General features: G+C 70.4%; 19 protein-coding genes. 4 read left to right on the forward strand and 15 right to left on the reverse strand.

Annotated elements, in window-relative coordinates:
• The first annotated feature begins 98 nt into the window (after positions 1–98).
• Together B7K22_RS02455 and glgB are read left to right on the forward strand one after the other, a co-directional pair.
• Entirely contained in the window at positions 99–2,099 is a 2,001-nt protein-coding gene (locus B7K22_RS02455) for an alpha-1,4-glucan--maltose-1-phosphate maltosyltransferase (RefSeq protein ID WP_084038190.1), read from the forward strand.
• A 194-nt stretch (positions 2,100–2,293) separates the two neighbouring features.
• Entirely contained in the window at positions 2,294–4,462 is a 2,169-nt protein-coding gene (glgB, locus tag B7K22_RS02460; RefSeq protein WP_084038191.1) for a 1,4-alpha-glucan branching protein GlgB, read from the forward strand.
• A 131-nt stretch (positions 4,463–4,593) separates the two neighbouring features.
• Here the strand turns inward: glgB and B7K22_RS02465 are convergent, their stop codons facing one another.
• From B7K22_RS02465 to B7K22_RS02475, 3 genes are read right to left on the reverse strand one after another with little or no spacing between them, the layout of a single operon-like run.
• Complete coding sequence (locus tag B7K22_RS02465; protein WP_084038192.1) at positions 4,594–5,523, reverse strand: tetratricopeptide repeat protein; 930 nt, start codon at positions 5,521–5,523, stop codon at positions 4,594–4,596.
• 6 nt (positions 5,524–5,529) lie between these two features.
• On the reverse strand, positions 5,530–6,516 hold the full coding sequence (locus tag B7K22_RS02470; RefSeq protein ID WP_084038193.1) for a hypothetical protein: 987 nt from the start codon (positions 6,514–6,516) through the stop codon (positions 5,530–5,532).
• Complete coding sequence (locus tag B7K22_RS02475; RefSeq protein ID WP_084038194.1) at positions 6,513–7,499, reverse strand: hypothetical protein; 987 nt, start codon at positions 7,497–7,499, stop codon at positions 6,513–6,515. Before B7K22_RS02475 ends, B7K22_RS02470 begins: the two co-directional genes overlap by 4 nt.
• A 141-nt stretch (positions 7,500–7,640) precedes the next feature.
• On the opposite strand from B7K22_RS02475, the gene B7K22_RS02480 reads away from it, so the two are divergent.
• Positions 7,641–10,202, forward strand: a complete 2,562-nt coding sequence (locus B7K22_RS02480) for a hypothetical protein (RefSeq protein ID WP_144276199.1) — start codon at positions 7,641–7,643, stop codon at positions 10,200–10,202.
• A gap of 44 nt (positions 10,203–10,246) precedes the next feature.
• Positions 10,247–10,681, forward strand: coding sequence for a hypothetical protein (locus tag B7K22_RS02485; RefSeq protein WP_144276200.1), 435 nt, complete (start codon positions 10,247–10,249; stop codon positions 10,679–10,681).
• A 177-nt stretch (positions 10,682–10,858) separates the two neighbouring features.
• Here the strand turns inward: B7K22_RS02485 and B7K22_RS02490 are convergent, their stop codons facing one another.
• From B7K22_RS02490 to atpE, 12 genes are all read right to left on the reverse strand, one after another.
• On the reverse strand, positions 10,859–11,698 hold the full coding sequence (locus tag B7K22_RS02490) for an alpha/beta fold hydrolase (RefSeq protein WP_234983277.1): 840 nt from the start codon (positions 11,696–11,698) through the stop codon (positions 10,859–10,861).
• A gap of 41 nt (positions 11,699–11,739) precedes the next feature.
• Positions 11,740–12,462, reverse strand: a complete 723-nt coding sequence (locus B7K22_RS02495; RefSeq protein WP_234983383.1) for an alpha/beta hydrolase — start codon at positions 12,460–12,462, stop codon at positions 11,740–11,742.
• 19 nt (positions 12,463–12,481) lie between these two features.
• A complete protein-coding gene (locus B7K22_RS02500) occupies positions 12,482–12,793 on the reverse strand; it encodes a hypothetical protein (protein ID WP_084038198.1) in 312 nt (103 codons plus the stop codon).
• Between the two features lie 51 nt (positions 12,794–12,844).
• On the reverse strand, positions 12,845–14,311 hold the full coding sequence (locus tag B7K22_RS02505) for a glycoside hydrolase family 1 protein (protein WP_084038199.1): 1,467 nt from the start codon (positions 14,309–14,311) through the stop codon (positions 12,845–12,847).
• Between the two features lie 234 nt (positions 14,312–14,545).
• Entirely contained in the window at positions 14,546–15,241 is a 696-nt protein-coding gene (gene nucS / locus B7K22_RS02510; RefSeq protein ID WP_084038200.1) for an endonuclease NucS, read from the reverse strand.
• 6 nt (positions 15,242–15,247) lie between these two features.
• Positions 15,248–15,514, reverse strand: coding sequence for a F0F1 ATP synthase subunit epsilon (locus tag B7K22_RS02515; RefSeq protein ID WP_084038201.1), 267 nt, complete (start codon positions 15,512–15,514; stop codon positions 15,248–15,250).
• A 2-nt stretch (positions 15,515–15,516) separates the two neighbouring features.
• Positions 15,517–17,025 (reverse strand): F0F1 ATP synthase subunit beta, encoded by a 1,509-nt coding sequence (atpD, locus tag B7K22_RS02520; protein ID WP_084038202.1) that lies wholly within the window; start codon positions 17,023–17,025, stop codon positions 15,517–15,519.
• A gap of 17 nt (positions 17,026–17,042) precedes the next feature.
• Positions 17,043–17,936 (reverse strand): F0F1 ATP synthase subunit gamma, encoded by an 894-nt coding sequence (locus tag B7K22_RS02525; RefSeq protein ID WP_084038203.1) that lies wholly within the window; start codon positions 17,934–17,936, stop codon positions 17,043–17,045.
• A 6-nt stretch (positions 17,937–17,942) separates the two neighbouring features.
• Positions 17,943–19,577, reverse strand: coding sequence for a F0F1 ATP synthase subunit alpha (gene atpA / locus B7K22_RS02530; RefSeq protein WP_084038204.1), 1,635 nt, complete (start codon positions 19,575–19,577; stop codon positions 17,943–17,945).
• 49 nt (positions 19,578–19,626) lie between these two features.
• Entirely contained in the window at positions 19,627–20,439 is an 813-nt protein-coding gene (locus B7K22_RS02535) for a F0F1 ATP synthase subunit delta (RefSeq protein WP_084038205.1), read from the reverse strand.
• A gap of 5 nt (positions 20,440–20,444) precedes the next feature.
• Positions 20,445–21,020, reverse strand: a complete 576-nt coding sequence (locus B7K22_RS02540; protein ID WP_084038206.1) for a F0F1 ATP synthase subunit B — start codon at positions 21,018–21,020, stop codon at positions 20,445–20,447.
• Between the two features lie 3 nt (positions 21,021–21,023).
• Positions 21,024–21,254, reverse strand: a complete 231-nt coding sequence (atpE, locus tag B7K22_RS02545) for an ATP synthase F0 subunit C (RefSeq protein ID WP_084038207.1) — start codon at positions 21,252–21,254, stop codon at positions 21,024–21,026.
• Positions 21,255–21,256 lie beyond the last annotated feature (2 nt).

Genomic DNA, 21,256 nt, shown 5'->3' on the forward strand with positions numbered 1-21,256 from the left:
GCATCGTGCCTGCGCTCGCTCGGGCGCTTGCGCCGGGACAACGGGGCCGATGCGCGGGCTTGGTGCCGCGAGCGCGCGAAGCCGGGTAGGTTCGAGACATGGCATTCCCAGGTGAATTGTCCGTGGGCCGGATCCCCGTCGTGGGCGTGCAGCCCTCGCTCGAGGAGGGCCGCTGGCCGGCCCGCGCGGTGGTGGGCGAAGCGGTCCCCATCCAGGCCACCATCTTCCGCGAGGGCCACGACTCCGAGGGCGCCACCGTGGTGGTGACGCGACCGGACGGCAGGCACGACACGCTGCCCATGCCATCAAAGGACTGGGGCAACTCGCTGTATGAGGCGATCTACATCCCCAAGCTCGAGGGGCATCACACGTTCCGCGTCGAGGCATGGTCCGATCCGTACTCCACGTGGGCGCACGCCGCCGAGGTCAAGGTCAAGGCAGGCGTCGACGTCCAGCTGATGCTCGACGAGGGAGTCGCCGTCCTCACTCGCGCCCTGCGGGCCGTGCGCCGCAAGGCTGCTCGCAAGGCGCTGCTCGAGGACGCCATCGCCGCGCTCCAGGACACCGACCTGGCGCCCGAGGCCCGCCTCGCGCCCGCGATCGCGACCCCAGTGCGCGAGGAGCTCACCGAGCGGCCGCTGCGCGAGTGGGTGAGTCCGTCGCGCGAGTACCCGCTGCTCATCCAGCGCGAGAAGGCCCTCGTGTCCGCGTGGTACGAGATCTTCCCGCGCTCGGAGGGCGCCCGACACAACAAGCGCACGGGCGAGTGGAGGTCGGGAACGTTCACCACGGCAGCCAAGCGCCTGCCGGAGATCGCCGCGATGGGGTTCGACGTGGTCTACCTCACCCCCATCCACCCCATCGGGCTCACGCACCGCAAGGGCCGCAACAACTCGCTCAAGGCCGAGCCTGGCGACCCCGGCAGCCCCTACGCGATCGGCGCGGCAGACGGCGGGCACGACGCGATCCACGCGGACCTGGGGACGCTGCGCCAGTTCAAGAACTTCGTCGCCCACGCGCGCGAGGAAGGCCTCGAGGTCGCGCTCGACATCGCGCTGCAGTGCTCCCCCGACCACCCCTGGGTCACCGAGCACCCGGAGTGGTTCACGCAGCGTGCCGACGGCACGATCGCCTACGCGGAGAATCCGCCCAAGAAGTACCAGGACATCTACCCGCTCAACTTCGACAACGATCCCGAGGGCATCTATCACGCGATTCGGGACATGCTGCAGGTGTGGATCGATGCCGGCGTGACGCTCTTCCGCGTCGACAACCCTCACACCAAGCCGCTCACGTTCTGGGAGAGGCTGCTCGCGGACGTCGCACGGACCCACCCCGAGGTGATCTTCCTCGCCGAGGCGTTCACCAGGCCCGCGATGATGCACACCCTCGCGCGCATCGGCTTCCACCAGTCGTACACGTACTTCACGTGGCGACAGAACGCGGAGGAGATGGGCGAGTACCTGGAGGAGCTCGCCGGCGAGTCGAGCTTCTACATGCGGCCCAACTTCTGGCCCACCACCCACGACATCCTCACCCCTGACGTCCAGGCGGGCGGCGCGGCGATCCATCAGGCACGGGCGGTGCTCGCCGCGACCGGCTCGCCGTCCTATGGCATCTACACCGGGTACGAGCTGGTCGAGAACATCCCTCGGCCAGGCGTCGAGGAGCACATCGACAACGAGAAGTACGAGTTCAAGCATCGCGACTGGTCGCGTGCAGGCGACCTCGGCGTGAAGGACACCCTCGAACGACTCAATGCGGCCCGCGCGCGTCACGTCGCGCTGCGCCGCCTGCGCGGGCTCACCGTCCATCGCTGCTCCAACCCCAACATCCTGTGCTACTCGCGCCATGTTCCAGCCGAGGAGTCGCCGACGGGCCGTGCTGACACCGTGATCGTGGCCGTCAGCTTCGAGCCGCACGTGGTCCACGACGCGATCATCACGCTCGACATGGACGCGATCGGCCTGGCGGACGACGCCAGGCTGGTGGTCGACGACGCGCTGACCGACGCGACCTACACCTGGGGCAGGGAGTTCTACGTGAGGTTCGACCCGGCCGTGACCATGGCGCACGTCGCGGGGGTGCGGGCGCTGTGACGAGCGACCCTCACCCTTCCAGGGCCGATGCGCCGGTCGCCTCGAGCGGCGGCCGCCCCCCGGGCGGGGGTGGCGAGTGCACTGGGACCCCTCCCGTCGCGCTAGTGTCGGAGATGATGACGCCCACGCGCGCGCTCGGCCCGCTCACCGCGGGCGCGAGCACGCCATCCGACTCGACAGGCAGGCGGTGAGCAGTGGCAACAAGGGAGTTCGACTCGAGACTTCTCGAGGACGTCGCAGCCGGCACCCACCACGAGCCCCACGCCGTCCTCGGCCCCCACGTCACGCCCGACGGTGTCACGGTGAGGGTGTTGCGGCCGCTTGCGAGCGCCGTCAGCATCGAGACCCTGGACGGCACGTTCGCGGCCACCCACGAGCACAGCGGCGTGTGGAAGGCGCTCCTTCCCGGCGAGGACGCACCCGACTATCGCGTGCACGTGACCTACGGCGGCGAGCCCCAGGTCCAGGACGATCCCTACCGCTTCCTGCCCTCGCTCGGCGAGCTCGACATGCACCTCATCCGTGAGGGCAGGCACGAGGCCCTCTGGGAGGTGCTCGGCGCGACGGTGCGCCGCTACCCCTCCGTGCTCGGCGACGTCCACGGCACCTCCTTCGCCGTGTGGGCCCCCAACGCGCGTGCCGTGCGCGTGGTGGGCGACTTCAACCACTGGCAGGGCGCGTCGCACTCCATGCGCTCGCTGGGCTCCTCCGGGGTGTGGGAGCTGTTCATCCCCGGGGTCGTCGACGGCGACGCCTACAAGTTCGAGATCCTCGGCAAGGACGGCCACTGGAAGCAGAAGGCCGACCCCATGGCGCGCCGCACCGAGGTGCCGCCGCAGACCGCATCGATCGTCACCGAGTCCACCTACGAGTGGCGCGACGCCCCGTGGATGACCCGCCGGGAGAGCGCGGAGCCGCACCGCTCCCCCATGTCCGTCTACGAGGTCCACCTCGGGTCGTGGAAGCAGGGACTGTCGTACCGCGAGCTCGCGCGAGAGCTGGTGGCCTACGTCACGGAGCTGGGCTTCACGCATGTGGAGCTCATGCCCGTCATGGAGCACCCCTTCGGAGGGTCCTGGGGATACCAGGTCACGTCGTACTACGCGCCCACGTCGAGGTTCGGCACTCCCGACGACCTGCGCTTCCTCATCGACGAGCTCCACCAGGCAGGGATCGGCGTGATCCTCGACTGGGTCCCCGGGCACTTCCCCAAGGACGAATGGGCGCTGGGTCGGTTCGACGGCACGCCGCTGTACGAGCATCCCGACCCGCTGCGCGGCGAGCAGCCCGACTGGGGCACGTTCATCTTCGACTTCGGCCGCCGCGAGGTGCGCAACTTCCTGGTCGCCAACGCCGTGTACTGGCTCAAGGAGTTCCACGCTGACGGCCTGCGCGTGGACGCCGTGGCGTCGATGCTCTACCTCGACTACTCGCGGCAGGCCGGCCAGTGGCGGCCCAACATCCACGGCGGGCGCGAGAATCTTGACGCGATCGCGTTCCTCCAGGAGGCGAACGCGACCGCCTACCGCAACTGCCCGGGCATCGTGATGATCGCCGAGGAGTCCACCGCGTGGCCGGGGGTCACGGCGCCCACCAGCGGCGGCGGACTGGGGTTCGGCCTCAAGTGGAACATGGGCTGGATGAACGACACCCTGCGCTACCTCAGCGAGTCCCCGGTCAATCGTTCGCACCACCACCACACGGTCACCTTCTCGCTCATGTACGCGTTCTCCGAGCAGTTCACCCTGCCGCTCAGCCACGACGAGGTGGTGCACGGCAAGGGCTCGCTCCTAGGCCGCATGCCGGGCGATCACTGGCAGCAGGTGGCCGGCGTCAGGGCGCTGCTCGCCTACCAATGGACGCATCCCGGCAAGCAGCTGCTGTTCATGGGCGGCGAGATCGGCCAGGAGGCCGAGTGGTCGGAGGGCCGGTCGCTCGACTGGTGGCACCTCGACGACGCCCTCCATGCCGGGCTCAAGGACATGGTGCGCGACCTCAACGCGCTGTACGCGGCGACTCCGGCGCTGTGGGAGCGCGACGCTGACCCTCAGGGCTTCACGTGGATCGACGCCGAGGACTCTGCTCGCAACGTGCTCGCGTTCCTGCGCTGGGACAGTCGTGGCGAGCCCGTCGCGGTCGTCATCAACTTCGCTGGGGTGCCGCACGAGGGCTACCGCCTGGCGCTGCCGTCGGGCGGCGCGTGGGACGAGGTGTTCAACACCGATGCCACCGCGTACGGCGGCTCCGGCGTGGGCAACCTGGGTCAGGTCAAGGCGACGGGCAAGGCGCAGGGGCCGTTCGACTTCACCGCGCAGGTGCGGCTGCCGCCGCTCGGAGCGGTCATCTTCCGCCCGCATCGCTGAGCCCTCCGAGCCCCACCCGGCCAGCGCATCGGCCCGCCGTCCCTGCGCGAGTTGGGCCCAACTCGCTCGCCTAAGGCCTTAGAGGAACGAGTTGGGCCCAACTCGCGCACCACGCGGGGGGTGGGCGCGGGCTAGAACAGTGCGGAGGCCAGCGACTGACGCGCCTGCGCGACGCGGGGGTCCGTCGGACCCACGACCTCGAACAGCTCCACGAGTCGCGTGCGGATGCGCTCCCGGTCGTCGCCGAACGTACGCCTCACCAGGTCGATGAGGCGGCCGAAGGCGTCCTCGACCTGGCCCCCCATCACATCGAGGTCCGCGACCGCGAGCTGGGCGTCGACGTCATCGGGGTGATCGGCGGCGGCGCGGCGCACGGCGTCGAGGTCGGCCAGGCGGGAGCGCTCCATGAGGCTCACCTGCGCACGGCCAGCCCGCGCCTCGGCGTCCTTGGGGTTCTCGCGCAGCGCGCGGTCGTAGGCGTCGATCGCTGCGGCGTAGTCCTCGCGCTCGATCGCGTCGTAGGCCTCCTGGTGGAGAGGGGGCAGGGGCTCAGGCTCGGGCTCGCCCGCCGGCTCCTGCGGCGCTGCGTCCACGCGACCGGTGACGCCGTTCTGGCGCGCGACCTCGAGCACCTGGTCCAGCACGCCGGCGATCTGCTCGTCGTCCGCGGTCCCCTGGAACAGCGGCGCTGGGCGAGCGGCGATGAGCGCCATCACCGTGGGCACCGCGCTCACCTGGAACGCCTGGGCGAGCCCGCCCTGCACATCGATGTCGCACGTGCCGAGCACGAACTGCCCGGGGTAGCGTGCGACGACAGCGCGCATCCGGTCGACGAGCTCCTTCGACGCGGGTGAGGCGCTCGACAGGAACACGATCAGGATGGGCACCTGAGTGGACTGCTGCGCGAGCTCCTGCAGCGACTGCTCGGTCACCTGAACGGGTGCGGGAAGGGCCGATGCGGTGGCTGGGGCCTCCCCCTCGCTCGCCTGTGTCTGGCCTCCCAAGAGCTGGGAGAGGTCGACGGAGCCGCGCAGGGGCGCTTCAGAGTTCTCGCTGGTCATGCTCGCCTAACTGTCGGAGACACGGATCAGATTGTGCTCGGCCGCGACGACGCCGGGCAGGGCGTCGGCGCCTTCTGCCGGCACGTGGATGACGATGAAGTCGCGGTACGTGTGCGTCACGGTGTCGTCCAGCTCGCCGTCGAGCAGAGGCTCGTCCTCCTCGGCGATCGACACGGTCGCGTCCTCGACGGTGAAGGACGAGCCGATCGACAGGGGTGCGAACACCAGCGCGCCGCCGTCCGCGGTGGCCATCGCGTAGGACGCCTCGAGATCGGGCTCCACCGTCTCGACGTACTCCCCGTCGGCCTCGCTCGCGGCGTCGACGTACGTCTGGCGCGCCGCGAACAGGCGCTCGCGGTAGGTGTCGGGCGCGAACTCCTCATCCCGCTCCGAGCCCTCGCCTGCGATGAGGAGCTCCACATACTGCTCGATCGTCTCCTGCGCCGTGGGGGTGATCGACGAGTCGTCGAGAGCGAGCTGCCCCGCCCCCGTCGACGGACCCGGCATCGCCGGGAGCGTCGCGCCCGGGATCATGTGGGCCCACTCGCGAAGCTGGTAGTCGTCATCGATCGACTCCTGCACCCACAGCATCACGATCGGGGTGTCCTCGTCCGACGGCTGCACGGACACCGTCGCCATGGTGCGCGGCCAGGTCTCGGCGGCGGACACGTAGACCGCCTGCATCTCAGCGGGCAGCATCGTGGGCGCTGGGCCGTCGTCCGCCTCGGCGAGCGTGTACTCCGCACGGCGGATCGTGATCACGTCGCCGCCGACGCGGTCGGTCATGAGCTCGGTGTCGCGGGCGTCGTCGGCCTCGCCGAGCTCGGCCATCGTCTCCTCGATGATGCGCGCGCTCTGCGCGTCCAGGAGGGCGCCCGAGGCCTCGAGCGGGGGTGCCGAGGTCACGGGCGCGGGCACGTCGGAGACGCATCCCGCCAGGGCGATGGCGGCGATCGCGGTCGTCCCGGCGGCGCGCACGGTGCGGCTGATCATGAGCGTCCCTCCTCGCCGTCGGTGGTGTCCGCGTCGGTGGTGTCCGCGTCGGTCGCATCCTCGCTCGGCGCGGAGGGTGCGGACGCGGCAGAGGCGCCGGACGCGGCGGCCGCGGAGGCCGCCCGTCTGGGGGAGGACTCGACCGACGGTGCGGGCCGCTCGTCCTCGTCTACCAGGCTCGCATCGGGCAGGTGCTCGCCGGCGGCCCGGCGGGCGCGACGGCTGCCAGGGCTGGGATCGTCGTCCTCTCCCACACGTTGGCGGTCGGCGATCCACTTCTCACCCTTGGCCTGCGCCGGCCTCAGGTCGACGAACCGCAGGATCAGCGCGATCACGCCGACGACGGTGAGGAACGCGCCCCACCAGATCAGGGGTGTGATCCAGCCATCCTGCACGTCTCGCGTCAGCGACAGGTCGACGTCGGTCAGCGGGGTGCTGTCTCGGCTGACGACCACCAGCACCTCTCCGGCCGGAACGTCGGAGGCCACGATGGACAGGCGGCCGGTGCCGCGCCAGTCCTGCCGCCAGTGATCCTGCGAACCCTCGGCGAGCAGGTCGACCTCCTCAGCGGGCGCAGCCGAGGCTGACGGCGAGGGGCTGGGCGATGGCTCGGGGTCGCTCGGCGAGGGGGTCGGCGACGCCGACCCCGACGGGGACGGCGACGGCTCTGGCTCCGCGACGTCGGTCGCGAGGGTGTCCCAGTCGGGCACGCCGGTCACATACGTCGCGTCGTGCTGCGACAGCCACGCCTGGGCGTCGGAGGGTCGCGCCGTCAGCGCGACGATCTCTCCTTCGCCGGAGAAGCCGATGCGGTTGTCGGCAGCGAAGGCGATCATCTCGGGCTCGTAGGCCACCACGGCGGTCGAGACCGCCGCCGTCGGCGTCACGTCGCGCGGCGGCCGCTGGGCGTCGGCGATGAGGCCGGCGGCGAGCAGCAGCACGCCGATCACGCCTGCGACCAGCGCAGTCGTCCGTAGGCTCACAGTTCCTCCAGGTTTTCCACCGTCCACTCTAGGAGATCACGCTCCGAGGGCGCACCAGGCGGCTTTGTCTGACTCTCGCGCGCGCATTACCCTGGTGGACGGATCAAGCAGCGTCGCCAGACGCCGCCGAAGGAGACCAGCATGCCGGAAGACACCCTCCCGTTTCCAGTAGCGATGCGCGGCTACGATCGCGAAGCGGTCGCTGCCCACGTGGCGCAGCTCGAGGACGCGCTGCGCACCTCGAAGTCCGCGGCGCAGCGCGCTGAGGAGGACGCCGCGCAGGCACGAGCCAAGCTGGACGAGGCGAACAAGACGCTCCGCGAGTCCGAGCAGCCCACCTACAAGGGGCTCGGAGCTCGGGTCGAGCAGCTGCTGCGCTCGGCGGAGGAGCAGTCGTCCGACGTGGTGCAGCGCGCCAACACGCATGCGCAGGACACGGTGGCTCGGGCCAACGTCGCAGCCCAGCAGCTGCGGGCGCGCGCGGACAACGAGGTGGCGGAGATCCTCGCCCAGAGTCGGCGCGAGGCCGAGGAGATCCGAACCGCGGCGGAGTCCGACGCCGCGAACGCGCGGGAGTCCGCGCAGCGCCAGGCGAGCGAGATCGTCGACCGCGCACGTCGCGACGCGCAGCGTGAGGCAGGCGCCATCGAGGCCTCGGCGTCGGAGCTGCGCGCGAACGCCGAGCGTGAGGCCCACACGACTCGTGCGATCGCCGAGCGCGAGACGACGGAGGCACGCGTCGCCGCGCAGCGCGAGGCGATGGAGCTGGTCGAGCAGGCACGAGGCGAGGCCGAGCAGCTGCTCGCCGAGGCGCGCGAACAGCACGAGGCCCTCCTCGCTGAGGCCGACAGCACCCTGGCGACAGCCAGGGACGAGGCGAAGGGCATCCTCGCGGAGGCCGCGGAGGCACGCGCGGCGGCAGATGCCGAGGCGTCGGATGTGCGCTCGACCGCCGAGGCGGATGCGGCAAGCATGCGCAACGAGGCCCAGACCTTCCTCACGCAGGCGAACCGCGAGGCCGAGAGCCTGCGTGCGGAGGCGACCACCGATGCCCGCGACATCCGCGCGGCCGCCGAGCGCGAGGCGCAGGCGCTGCGCGCCGAGACCGACGAGTACGACGAGCTCACCCGCGGCGACGCCGAGCAGTATGCGGCCGCGACCACCCGCGAGGCCGACGACTACGCCGCAGCGCAGCGGGCGGCCGCGGACGAGTACCGCACCGAGACCGAGGACGCCGGACGCACCGCCGCCGCGGCCCTCGTCGCGGATGCCGAGGCCGCGGCGGCCGCCCTGCGCTCCGGTGCGGACGAGTACGACCAGGCGACCCGCGCCTCGGCCGATGCCGACACGACGGCGCTGCGGGAGCAGACGGACGAGTACGACCAGATCACGCGCGCGGCCGCGGACGAGTACGACAGGGCGACTCGCGCTGCGGCGGACGCATACGACAAGGCCACGCGGACGGGCGCGGACGAGCACCTCGACCGCATCCGCATGGAGGCCAACGAGCTGAACCGCACGGTGCGCGCCGAGGCGGATGACATCGCGGCCTCCGTCCGCGCCGACGCTGACGCCTACGCGGAGTCGACCCGCGGCGCCGCCGACGCCCACCTCGCGCAGATCCAGGCCCAGGCGGCCGATCACCTCGAGGCCGCTCGGCGCGAGGCCGACGAGTACGACCGCGCCACGCGCGCCGCTGCGGACGAGCACGGCGCGACCGTCCACGCGGAGGCCGAGGCGTTCGACGCGCGGACCCGCAAGGCCGCGGACGAGTACGCTGGCGCGACCCGCACGGCGGGCGAGAGCTATGCGCGCGGCGTGCGCAAGGATGCCGACGCATATGACGCCAACACCAGACGCACCGCCGACGAGCACGCCGAGACCACCCGGCGCGAGGCCGATGACCACGCGGCGCGGGTGCGGCGCGAGGCCGAGGACTTCGATGCTCACCAGCGCAACGAGACGGCCGCCTACGTCGAGTCCACCCGGCGGGAGGCCGACACCTATGCCGCGCAGACACGTGAGGCCGCCGACCGCGATGCCGCACGCGCCGCACAGGCGGCACAGGACGCGGCCGAGCAGCGACTCGCCGAGGCGAACCAGGAGGCCAAGAGCCTGCTCGCAGCCGCCCGCAAGGAGGCGGAGGCCGAGCGCGCCGCCGCTCACGCGGACGCCGAGTCCGCAGCGGAGGAGGCGCGACGCACGCGCGAGGACCTGCAGGTCGAGGTCGCTCAGAGGCGCGAGGCTGCTGAGCAGGAGCTGAGCCAGCGTCACGAGGAGGCCCAGGCGGAGACCGCCCAGATGGTGGCCGACGCCAGGAGGCGAGCGGACGAGGCGGAGGAGCGGCTGTCCGTCGCGCTCGAACGGGCGGAGGCGGTGCGCCGCGAGGCCGAGACCCACTCGCAGACGCTGCTGTCCAACGCCCGCAACAACGCGGACGAGATCGTGTCGGATGCACGCGAGCACGCCGAATCGATCATCTCGGAGGCCGTCTCCGATGCCGAGCGCGAGCGCACGAACGCCGCGCGCGAGGTCGAGGACCTGCACCAGCAGCGCGAGTCCATCACGGGCTACCTCGATGACCTGCGCGGCCTGCTGGGCAACGATCCCGTGGCGGGTCTGCAGCGGGCGGCCGGCGCGGCGCCGGCGTCCCCTGCCTCAGCGACGTCGGCCCCCGCCGCAGAGCCGGCCAAGAAGAGCTGACGCCGAGCCACTGCCGTCCACCTGCTGACACGGACGAGAACGCCATGACCACCGAGGACGCGGGCGGCGGGATGCTCGAGCCTTCCCCCCACGTGCGGCGCGCTGAGGCGCTCGAGCGCAAGCGGCGGGCGGAGAGCAGGCAGGCCGCCCAGATGGTGCGTCAGTTCGCGGACGCTGCCTCTGCCGCGGGGATCACGCCCGTCCGGTTCACTGCGCAGCCCTACGGCGGCGGCTCCCGGCTGCGCACGAACGTCGAGGGCTGGTACCTCAAGCGTGACCGCACCGTGGGCGTGGGCACGGACGGCCAGTTCTATGTGCTGTCCGTCGCGCCGAGCCTCATGGCGCGCTTCACCGGCGCGCAGCTCGACCCGGCGGACCCGCCGCTCGAGCTGGGCAAGGGCGGCCGCGACGGCGAGTCGATGCCGATGGAGGAGGCGCTCCGCAAGCGGCTCGAGGGCGGCAACGCCTGGGCCACCTGACCCCTTCTCCACGCTCGGTCACCTCTGCGGCCCTGCGGCCGCTCAGCGCCCAAGGCCGGTCACGGGATGCACACGCGGCGCGGCGGGGCGCCGTGCACGAAGTGAGTACGTTCGGCCGGATCGGGCGCGTACGGCCGAAGAGGTGACCAACCCACAGGTGAGCGTGGGGGCGTTCCGTCAGGAGAGCAGGGGCAGCAACGCGCGCGCGACCTCGACGGGCGCCTCGACCGCAGCCAGATGTCCGACGCCTGGAACCACCACCGGCTCGACGCCGGCGGCCGCGGCCATCGCGGCGCCGTCCTCGCGACGCACCACGGAGTCCAGCTCGCCGAGAACCACAACGACGGGAGCGTCGACGCCGCGCAGAACCTCGGTGCGATCGGGCCGCGCTGCCATCGCCCGCTGACCCCAGGCGATGCCGTCGCCGCCCTGACGCGCGACGTTCGCTGCGGCCCACTCGACGAGCTCCTCGCGCGCCGCCCGCTGCGTGCCGATGAGCCCTTCAGCGGATGCGCGAGGGTCGGGCATGCCGTCCTCGTGCTCGACGCTGGTGGCGAGCGACAGCCGCTTGTCCCGCGCCCCGTCGTCGTCGGCCGTCGCCTTCGTGCAGACGAGCCCCAAGCCTGCCACGGCATCGGGCCAGCGCTCGGCGACTGCGAGCGCGACGTAGCCGCCCATGGAGCAGCCGATCCACACCGCCGCGTGAGCTCCGGTCGCCTCGCGCATCGCCAGCACGGCAGCGTCCGCGACGAGCTCGAGCCCAGGCTCCTCGTCCGTGAGCGGCATCTCGCCGATGCCGGGCATGTCAAAGGTGATGACATCGCCCTCGACCTGGTCGCCCCAGGCGGCGATCAGGGGCTCCCACTGTGCCCGGTCGACGGGGAACGCGTTCAGCAGCACCACCGGAGCGGCAACGGGCTCCGGCACCGCCGGGACGGCCCCGTCAGCGGTCTCCTCTGTGGTCTCCTCTGTGGTCTCGCCGGTGGAGAGGTCTGGTGACTCGTCGGTCTGGCTCACGGTTTCTCCCTCGAGGGGTGAGTCGGGGCTGCCGGTCACTCCTATTGCACCACGTCCTCGTCGACGGCGTCAGCAGGCACCTCGGTGGGCAGGGGCGCGCGATCAGGGGCGACGCGCTCGACGATGGCGTCAAGCACGATCCGCACGTACTGCTCCCCCACCCACAGGTGCTTGGCTCCCTCGACGGGCACCAGGTCGAGCTGCGCGAGGGGAGCGAAGCGCTCGCGTGCCTCGTCCGGCTTCAGGAAGTCGTCGTGCTCGGGCACCAGCGCGGTCACGGGCCTGCCCGATCGGGCCCACTCCTCGAGGTCCTCTGGCCTCGCGCGGTGCAGCGGAGGAGACAGCAGGATCGCGCCCTCGACGTCGAGCTCCGCACCGTGCATGAGAGCGAGCTCGGTGCCGAAGCTCCAGCCCACGAGCCACCGGTGCGGCAGCCCACGGGCGACGGCGAAGTCCACGGCGGCCCGCACATCGGCTCGCTCCCCCACGCCCTCCTCGAATGCGCCGTCCGATGTCCCTCGCGGCGACGAGGTGCCGCGCGTGTTGAACCGGATCACGGCGACGTTCGCCAGGTGCGGCAGGCGCCATGCAGCCTTGCGCAGCACGTGCGAGTCCATGAAGCCGCCGTGCGTGGGCAGCGGGTGCAGGGTGATGAGCGTCGCGGTCACCTCTCCCGCGGCGGGCAGCGCGAGCTCGCCCACGAGCTCCAGTCCGTCCTCGGTGGTCAGCACGATGTCCTCGCGGATGGCGGGCAGCACCGTCATCGAGCGGATCTCGGTCGTCTCAGCCACGTGTCCTCCCGAAGGTGTTCCAGCAGTGCGTGTGCCAGTGGCGCCGCTGCGCCGCGGCGGCGTCGGCGCCGAACAGCCCGTCCGTCGGCCACGCGACCAGATGCTGGACGTCGCCTGGAATCTCCTGGCGGCAACCAGGACAGGTGTAGGTCTTGTCCGACGGCCGTGGCGTGACCACGACGTACTCCTCGCCGCGCGGACCGATCTCACGCCTGCTGCCGGTCGCGTTCGCGAGACGGTCGACGTCGAGCTCCTCGTGCGGCTGCCGGTAGGGCCGCTTGGAGGAACGGCGCTTGGACGGCATGGCACCAGTCTACGGTCGGCCGATGCGCTCGCTGGCGTGCCGGCTCGACCTTCAGAAGGTGCGTGGCGGCGTGTCGGCCAGCCGCTCGGCCTCCTCTGCGGGGACCAGCTCGCGGCGGCGGAGCACCTCACGGTAGTAGTACGCCGAGTCCTTCCAGCGGCGCTCGAGGGTGTCGTAGTCGACCCGCACGATCCCGAACCTCTTGGCGTAGCCCTGGGCCCATTCGAAGTTGTCCATGAGGGACCACGCCATGTAGCCGCGCACGTCCGCGCCCTCGGCGATCGCCTTGAGGACCGCGTCGAGGTGACCGTGCAGGTAGTCCACGCGATCGGCATCGCGGACGCGCCCGTCCTCGTCGACCACGTCATCCCACGCCGAGCCGTTCTCCGTGACGTACAGCGGCTTGCCGGTCTCGCGATGAGTCTTGAGGAGGTGCGCGTGGAAGGCGGACGGGTCCACGTTCCAGCCCATCGCCGTCCTCTTGCCGGTGGGGGGCATGAACTCGATCTCCTCGTCGCCGGCCCACGGTGAGTTCGCGCCGGCCTTGTGGCCGTCGGCGAGCGTGGCGAGCTCGGACTGCGCCGCGGCCTTGTTCGGGTTGTGGCGCACCACGTGCGAGGCGTAGTAGTTAATGCCGAACCAGTCGACGGCGCCCTTCATCTCGGCGAGGTCGCCGTCGTGCACGAACGACCAGTCCGTCAGGTGCGCGGTGTTGGGCGCCAGCACCTCGGGGTAGCTGCCCTCGATGAACGGCTGGTGCCACATGGTGTTGGCCAGAGCGTCGATGTGCGCGGCGGCGGCGATGTCCTTCGGGTTGGACGGGTCCCACGGGCGCGGCGTGTGGCAGTTGTTGACCAGCCCCACCTGGATGTCGGCGTTCACGGCCTTCATGGCGCGGTAGGCGCGGGCGTGGGCGAGGTTGAGGTGATGCGCGGCCGTCAGGGCCTCGACATCGTCCGCGTGGCCGGGCGCGTGCGCGCCGGCGCCGTAGCCGACGAACGAGCTGACCCATGGCTCGTTGAAGGTGGTCCACATCTCGACGTCGACGCCGAACTCCTCGACCATGCGCACCGCATAAGGCACGAACGCGTCGACGGTCTCACGGCTCAGCCAGCCGCCGCGGTCCTCGAGCTCCTGCGGCAGGTCCCAGTGGTACAGCGTGATGAGCGGCTTGATGCCCTTCTCGACCAGGCGGTCCACGATCCCGCGGTAGAACGCGATGCCCTCAGGATTGAACTCGCCAGTGCCGCCCGGCTGCACGCGCGGCCACGCGATCGAGAAGCGATACGCCTCGAGGCCGAGCTCGACCATCATGTCGATGTCCTCGGCCCACCGGTGGAAGTGGTCGCACGCGACATCGCCGTTGTCCCCGCCCACCACCTTTCCCGGCGTGGCGCTGAACGTGTCCCAGATCGAGGGGCCACGCCCGCCCTCGCGGGCGCCTCCCTCGATCTGGTACGAGGCGGTCGCGGCTCCCAGCAGGAAGCCGTCGGGGAAGCGTGAGGGCGTCGTCGTCATGCGGTCCAGGGTAATGGAACGATTCGACATTTTCTACCAGCCGGTCAGTACCGTCTCGGCGGTGCCGCAGCGAGAGCGCATCGGCGCTGCGTCCCCGTCACCCGCCCATCGGCGCATGACTGCGGACGGTTCTCGCAAGGGCGCCAGCACCACGGCCCGGCAGGCGCCGGCTTCAGGCGTGTCACGCCACCGTACCCGCAGAACTGCGGCGCCGATGCGGCAGCTGGGCTCCGCTCAGAACAGCCGCGTCGTGGGGTCATCCGCTCCGCGCATCGCGTCGTAGTCGAGGATGACGCACCGAATGCCACGGTCCTGGGCGAGCACGCGCGCCTGCGGCTTGATCTCCTGCGCGGCGAACACCCCCTCGACGGGACTGAGCAGCGGGTCGCGGTTCATGAGCTCGAGGTAGCGGGTGAGCTGCTCGACGCCGTCGATCTCGCCGCGACGCTTGATCTCGACCGCCACCGATGCGCCAGTGGGCGACTTCGCGAGGATGTCCACGGGGCCGATGGCCGTCATGAACTCCCTGCGCACGAGCGTGTGGCCGTCCCCGAGCAGCGCGATCTGGCTCGCGAGCAGCTCCTGCAGGTGCGCCTCGACGCCGTCCTTGACGAGGCCGGGATCGACGCCGAGCTCATGCTCGGTGTCAGCGAGCACCTCATGCAGCTCGATCTCGAGGCGATCGTCAGTCTTGTCATGCTGGACGGTCCACACCTGGGTGACTCCCGCCTCGGCCTGCTCTGTGGTCGGCGCGACCTCGCGCGTCGTGCACGGCGGGCTCATCCAGTTGAGCGGCTTGTACGAGCCGCCGTCAGAGTGCAGCAGCACGGATCCGTCGGCCTTGACCATGATGGCCCTGATCGCGAGAGGAAGATGCGCGCTGAGCCGCCCGGAGTACCGGGCGGCGCAGCGCGCGATGACGACGCGCACGAGCGGTCAGCCCTCGTCGGACTCCGCCGGCGTGCAGCCGATGGTGATCACGTTGTGGTCGAAGGACACGAAGCCCTGCTCGATCGCGAACTCGTGCGTCTGACTGCCCTCGCGGACACGCACGGTGCCCGCCCTGAGCAGCGCGAGCACGGGCTCGTGGTTCGCGAGCAGCCCGATCTCACCCTCGACGGAGGGCGCGATCACGCGGTCGGCGGTCCCTGACCACAGGGTGCGGTCCTGGGCGACGACGTCGACGGTGAGGGCTCCGGCCATGATCAGCCGATCTCCTTCTGGATGCGGTTCCAGTTCTTCTCGAGGTCCTCGAGACCACCGATGTTGAAGAACGCCTGCTCCGAGATGTGGTCGTAGGCGCCGTTGACCAGACCCGAGAACGCCTCGATGGTCTCGTCGAGCGGGACCGTCGAGCCGGGCACGCTGGTGAACTGGGTGGCCATGTAGGTGTTCTGCGAGAGGAACTGCTGGATCTTGCGCGCACGGGCGACGATGATCTTGTCCTCCTCGGACAGCTCGTCCACGCCGAGGATCGCGATGATGTCCTGCAGCTCCTTGTTGCGCTGCAGGATCGACTTCACGTCGTTCGCGGTCTCGTAGTGCTTCTGGCCCACGTAGCGCGGGTCGAGGATGCGCGAGGTCGAGGCGAGCGGGTCGATCGCGGGGTAGAGACCGCGCGAGGCGATCTCACGCGACAGCTCCGTGGTCGCGTCGAGGTGCGCGAACGTCGTGGCCGGGGCCGGGTCGGTGTAGTCGTCAGCGGGGACGTAGATCGCCTGCAGCGAGGTGATCGAGTGACCACGCGTCGAGGTGATGCGCTCCTGGAGCTGACCCATCTCGTCCGCGAGGTTGGGCTGGTAGCCCACCGCCGAGGGCATGCGGCCCAGCAGGGTCGACACCTCGGAGCCCGCCTGCGTGAAGCGGAAGATGTTGTCGATGAACAGCAGCACGTCCTGCTTCTGCACGTCGCGGAAGTACTCCGCCATCGTCAGCGCCGACAGTGCCACGCGCAGACGCGTGCCCGGCGGCTCGTCCATCTGGCCGAACACGAGCGCGGTCTGCTTGATGACCCCCGACTCGGTCATCTCCTCGATGAGGTCGTTGCCCTCACGGGTGCGCTCGCCCACGCCGGCGAACACGGAGACGCCATTGTGGTTGTTCGCGACGCGGTAGATCATCTCCTGGATGAGGACCGTCTTGCCGACGCCCGCACCACCGAAGAGGCCGATCTTTCCGCCCTGCACGTACGGCGTGAGGAGGTCGATCGACTTGATGCCGGTCTCGAACATCTGAGTCTTGGACTCGAGCTGGTCGAAGGCCGGGGGCTTGCGGTGGATGGGCCAGCGCTCGGTGATCTCGATGGTCTCGCCATCCTCGGCGTTGAGCACCTCGCCGGTCACGTTGAACACGTGGCCCGTGGTGACGTCGCCGACGGGAACCGAGATGGGAGCGCCGGTGTCCTCGACGATCGCGCCGCGCACCAGGCCGTCGGTGGGCTTCAGGGCGATGGCGCGCACCATGTTGTCGCCGAGGTGCTGCGCGACCTCGAGCGTCATGTGCAGGATGCCCTCGTCCTCGCCCTGCGCGGACAGGTCGATGTCGACCGTGAGCGCGTGGTAGATGTCGGGGATCGCGTCCGCGGGGAACTCGATGTCGACGACGGGGCCGATCACTCGAGCGACGCGGCCGGTCACGGGGGTCGCGGGAGCGTCCTTGGCCTCGGCCGGGGTCGCGTCCGCGGGCTTCTTCGCGGTCTTCGCGGTGGGGGTCATGGGTGTCTCGCTTCCGATCACGAGGCCGCGAGCGCATCCGCGCCCGAGACGATCTCGCTGATTTCCTGGGTGATCTCGGCCTGGCGCGCCGAGTTGGCGAGCCGGGTGTACTGACGAATGATGTCCTCGGCGTTCGAGACCGCGGTGTTCATCGCGCGCTGGCGGTTGGCCAGCTCGGACGCCGCGGACTGCAGCAGGCAGTTGTAGACACGGATCTCGATGTAGCGCGGCAGCGCGGCATCGAGCACCGCCTCGGGAGAGGGCTCGAAGTCGTACAGGGGCTCGACGTCCTCCCCCGGCTCCGCCACGCCCTCGACGATCTCGAGCGGCAGCATGCGGATGACCCGCGGCTCCTGCGACACCATGGAGGAGAAGTGCGTGTAGACGATGTGGAGCTCGGAGACGCCGCCCTCCTCGGCCGGCGCGACGAACGCCTCGTAGAGCGTGTTGCCGATCTCGCGGGCCGTCTCGAGGGTCGGCGCGTCCGAGCCGCCCGTCCACTGCCCCGCCATCTCGCGATGCCGGAAGTTGAAGTACGACACGGCGCGGCGACCGACGGCGTAGTGGACGACCTCCTTGCCCTGCTCGATCAGACGCTCCCGCAGCCGCTCGGCCTCGCGGATGGCGTTGGCCGAGTAGGCGCCCGCCATGCCGCGGTCAGCGCTCACCACGAGCACCGCGACACGGTTGGTGTCGGTGCGCTCGGTGGTCAGCGGGTGGTCGACGCTCGAGTGCGTCGCCACCGCGCTGATCGCGCGCGTCAGTGCCTTCGCGTACGGGGCCGCGGCGGTGACACGGTCGCGAGCCTTGCCGATGCGAGAGGCCGCAATGAGCTCCATCGCACGGAAGATCTTCTTGAGCGACTGTGTCGACCGGATCCGCTGCCGGTAGACGCGCTGCTGTCCGCCCATCGGTCCCTACTTCTTCTTCTTCGCGACGATCTGCTCCTGCTCGGACTCGGCGTCGCCGCCGCCCTCGATCGCCGCATCCGTCGTCAGCTCGGCGCCCTCCGAGGCGAGGAACGTCGACAGGTAGTCGTCGACGGCGCTCTCGAGTGCCGCCTCGGTCTCGTCCGTGAGCTTGCCGGACTCGGCGATGTCGGTGAGCACCGACGTCGAGCGGCGCAGGTGGTCGAGGAGCTCGCGCTCGAAGCGCAGCACGTCCGCCACCGCGACCTTGTCCAGCTTGCCCTTGGTGCCCGCCCAGATCGAGACGACCTGCTCCTCGACCGGGTAGGGCGAGTACTGGGGCTGCTTGAGCAGCTCCATGAGGCGCGCGCCTCGCGTCAGCTGCTGGCGCGAGGCCGCATCGAGGTCGGACGCGAACATCGCGAATGCCTCGAGAGAGCGGTACTGCGCGAGGTCGATCTTGAGCGTTCCGGAGACCGACTTCATCGCCTTGACCTGGGCAGAGCCACCGACGCGCGACACCGAGATGCCGACGTCGATCGCGGGACGCTGGTTGGCGTTGAACAGGTCGGACTGCAGGAAGATCTGGCCGTCAGTGATCGAGATGACGTTGGTCGGAATGTACGCCGACACGTCGTTCGCCTTGGTCTCGATGACGGGCAGGCCGGTCATCGATCCGGCGCCCATGTCGTCCGAGAGCTTCGCGCAGCGCTCGAGCAGGCGGGAGTGCAGGTAGAAGACGTCGCCGGGGTACGCCTCGCGGCCCGGCGGGCGGCGCAGCAGCAGCGACACGGCGCGGTAGGCCTCGGCCTGCTTCGACAGGTCGTCGAAGATGATCAGGACGTGCTTGCTGTCGTACATCCAGTGCTGGCCGATGGCCGATCCGGTGTACGGCGCGAGGTACTTGAAGCCCGCAGGGTCCGAGGCGGGGGCAGCGACGATCGTCGTGTACTCGAGCGCTCCGGCCTCCTCCAAGGCGCCACGCACGGACGCGATGGTCGAGCCCTTCTGGCCGATCGCCACGTAGATGCAGCGCACCTGCTTCTCGGGGTCGCCGGTCTCCCAGTTCGCCTTCTGATTGATGATCGTGTCGATCGCGATCGCGGTCTTGCCGGTCTGGCGGTCGCCGATGATCAGCTGGCGCTGGCCGCGGCCGATCGGGATCATCGCGTCGATCGACTTGAGGCCGGTCTGGAGGGGCTCGTGCACCGACTTGCGCTGCATGACGCCAGGAGCCTGGAGCTCGAGCGCGCGGCGCGAGTCCGTCTCGATGTCTCCCAGGCCGTCCACGGGATTGCCCAGCGGGTCGACGACGCGGCCGAGGTATCCGTCGCCCACGGCGACGGAGAGGACCTCACCCGTGCGGTGGACCTCCTGGCCCTCCTCGATGCCGGTGAACTCGCCGAGGACCACGACGCCGATCTCGCGGACGTCGAGGTTGAGCGCGAGGCCCAGCGTGCCGTCCTCGAAGCGCAGCAGCTCGTTGGCCATGCAGCCCGGCAGGCCCTCGACCTGCGCGATGCCGTCGGCAGCGAGGACCACGCGGCCCGTCTCCTCGCGCACGACGCCCGAGGGCTCGTACGACTTCACGTAGCTGTCGAGCGCGTCCCGGATTGCCTCGGGACTGATCGTCAGGTCAGCCATGTCTCTTCTCTCCTGTCACTTCCGCGTCGGACGCGGGTGTTGGTCTTCGCTAGCCGACGAGTCGTCGTCGTGCCTCGTCGAGCCGGCCGAGGACAGTGCCGTCCACCACCTCTGACCCGACCTGAACTCGGATGCCGCCCAGGACCTCGGGGTCCACGGCGACGTTGATCTGCATCTCACGGCCGTACGCATCCTCGAGGATGCCGGCGAGCCGCTGTCGCTGTGCTGCGCTCAGCTCCACGGCGGCCGTCACGTTCGCGACGGAACGACCCCGGCGGTCGGCCGCCAGCTCGAGCAGGGCGTTGATCGCGGGGATGAGCCGGCGACCGCGCGGCACGCCGACCACGCGCGTGAGCAGCGCGTGGGTGGTCGGGTGCAGCTTGCCGCCGAGCGTCGCCTCGAGCAGGGCGAGCCGCTGCTCCTTGGACGCGGAGCGGTTGCTCATCGCCACCAGCAGGTCCCGCTCGGCGGTGAGGATCCGCTCCACGCGGAACAGCTCCTCCTCGACCGCCTCGAGCGTGCCGGCGTTCTCCGCGTGGGCGAAGAGTGCGAGCTCGCCCGCGTCGTCGATCGACTCCGCGAGGTCAGCCTCCTCCGACCATCGGCCGGAGGCGAACGCGGTCACCGCGTCCACCGTGCGCGGGTCGAGAGAGCCGAACAGCTGCTTCACCAGCGAGGCCTTGTCCGTCCCTGGCCGCGCCGGGTCCGTCAGGGCGCGCCGCAGCGATCCCGACGAGTCCAGGGCGTCGACCACGGCGAACAGCTGCTCGGCGAGCACGATGCCGTCCTTGCCCGCCGCCGTGGCCACGGGGTCGAACTGGCGCATCGCATCGTCGCGCGATGCCTGGCTGGTTCCGCGCATCGGCTCTATCCCTTCGCCTTCTCTGACGACACCTGGGCCTCGAGGTCATCGAGGAAGGAGTCGATGATCCGCTGCTGGCGAGCGTCGTCCTTGAGGGACTCGCCCACGATGCGGGACGCGAGCTCGGACGCGAGCGCGCCCACCTCGGTGCGCAGGGACACGATCGCCTGCTGGCGCTCGGCGTCGATCTGCTTCTGAGCGGTCTCGACCAGGCGCTGAGCGTCGCTCGCCGCGGACTCGCGGGTCTCCGAGACGATCTGTCCGGCCTCGGAGCGAGCGTCCTCACGAATGCGGGCTGCCTCGGCGCGAGCCTCGGTGAGCTGTGCCGTGTACTCCTCGAGCGCTGCGGCGGCCTCGGACTGCGCCTCCTCCGCCTTCTTGATGCCGCCCTCGATGAGCTCCGCGCGCTCGTCGAGCACCTTCTGGAGCTTCGGGAGGATCACCCTCATGAAGACCACGACGATGATCAGGAAGATGACCGTCGACCACAGGATGTCGTAATTGGCGGGGATGAGCGGGTTCTGGGCAGTCTCCCCGTGCTCGTCCGCCGCCAGCACGACGATCTGGCTGAGTGCAGTCATGGCTTAGGTGAAGAGGAAGCCGGTGACCAGACCGAGCAGCGCGAGCACCTCGACGAACGCGACACCGATGAACATGGTCGCGCGCAGCTGGCCGGCGACCTCGGGCTGACGGGACATGCCCTCGATGGTCTTGCCGATGAGGATGCCCAGGCCGATGCCGGGGCCGGTGGCCGCGAGGCCGTAGCCGACGGTCGCGATGTTGCCGTTCAGCTCCGCGAGAGTGGTGACGTCCACTG

The organism is Demequina sp. NBRC 110053, assembly GCF_002090095.1.
In the GTDB taxonomy this organism is placed as follows: domain Bacteria; phylum Actinomycetota; class Actinomycetes; order Actinomycetales; family Demequinaceae; genus Demequina.